The following is a 1047-nucleotide window of genomic DNA, read 5'->3' on the forward strand; positions in this document are numbered from 1 at the left end:
ACGACCTCGTGCATGGTTGGCCGGGGCATGTCGAGAGCAGCGGTGCTGACGGTGTTCACGTTTGAAAGCTGAGGGAGACAGTGGCGGTCTGCTGGTGTGAGAGCAGTCCGGCGACGGCTTGGACGATGTCGCTCATGTGCTCGCGGCGGCCCAGGTGGCGGGCGAGAGCACGCCAGTTCTTCAGGTGTGCGATGCCGTGCTCCACGGGCATGCGCCGTGAGGAGTGCGCCTTACGCTGCTGCTCGTGCCGCTCCTCGTACCAGGCGGGAGCGTTCTTCTTGAACTTGCGGTGCGGTGGTGTGACCACCCGGCCGCCGGTCTGCGCTCCCATGCCCTGATAGCCGGCATCCGCGAGGATCTCCAGGAACGGACCGTCGGCCAGGAGCTCGGCCAGTCCGAGTTGTCGGGCCTGGGTGATGTCGGCACAACTGCCCGGCCGGACCGGGCTGCAGAACAGCACACGCCCCGCGGCGTCCGTGAGGACCATGGACTTCACCGCGTTCTGCTTGGTCTTGCCGGAGACGAACTTGTCCCGGTCCTTGCGGCCGGCGGCCGGGCGCCGCACACGGATCTCCGTGCCGTCGATGATGCCCGTCTGACCGTCGGCGCCCAGGTGCTCGATGACCTCGGCGAGAGTGCACAGCCGGATGCCCGGCGCAATGGTGCAGCCTCGCTGGGCGAGCAGAGGCCGCACCTCGCCGATGGCGCGGGTGATGGTGGAGCGGTCCACGCCGAACCAGCAGGCCAGCACGTCATGTGTGGTGCCATGGCGCAGACTCACCAATGTGGCCAGCAGCCGGTCGATGAAGACGAACTTGTGCTTCGCCCCTGCTCCTACAGCCCGCCGCCGCGGCCGATCCGTCAAGCGTGCCTGATGCCGCTGGTGCCACAACGGCCCCACCTCAGCGACGAGTTCAGCAATCACATCCGGCGACAGCCCAGTGACCCGGTACTCCGCCACGATCAACTCACGCGCCCCAGCCCCCACCATGCTCGGTTCAACGAGCCACTCCCGCGCCGAGCCACGGCCAACCATGCACGAGGTCG

The 1047-nt window shown here is 67.8% G+C and carries 1 protein-coding gene; it reads right to left on the reverse strand.

Features of this window, described 5'->3' with window-relative positions; translation table 11 throughout:
* Nucleotides 1–55: 55 nt before the first annotated feature.
* The gene (locus ACFYNL_RS39740) at nt 56–1036 is read right to left on the reverse strand and encodes a transposase family protein (RefSeq protein WP_388813154.1); all 981 of its coding nucleotides are present in this window, start codon (nt 1034–1036) and stop codon (nt 56–58) included.
* Between the last annotated feature and the right edge of the window lie 11 nt (nt 1037–1047).

Origin of the sequence: Streptomyces sp. NPDC007808, assembly GCF_042868655.1 — a bacterium.
GTDB lineage: Bacteria > Actinomycetota > Actinomycetes > Streptomycetales > Streptomycetaceae > Streptomyces.

Excerpts from the sequence above, each read along its gene's own strand:
- ACFYNL_RS39740 (WP_388813154.1), bottom strand. The coding sequence starts at position 1,036 with ATGGTTGGCCGTGGCTCGGCGCGGGAGTGGCTCGTTGAACCGAGCATG.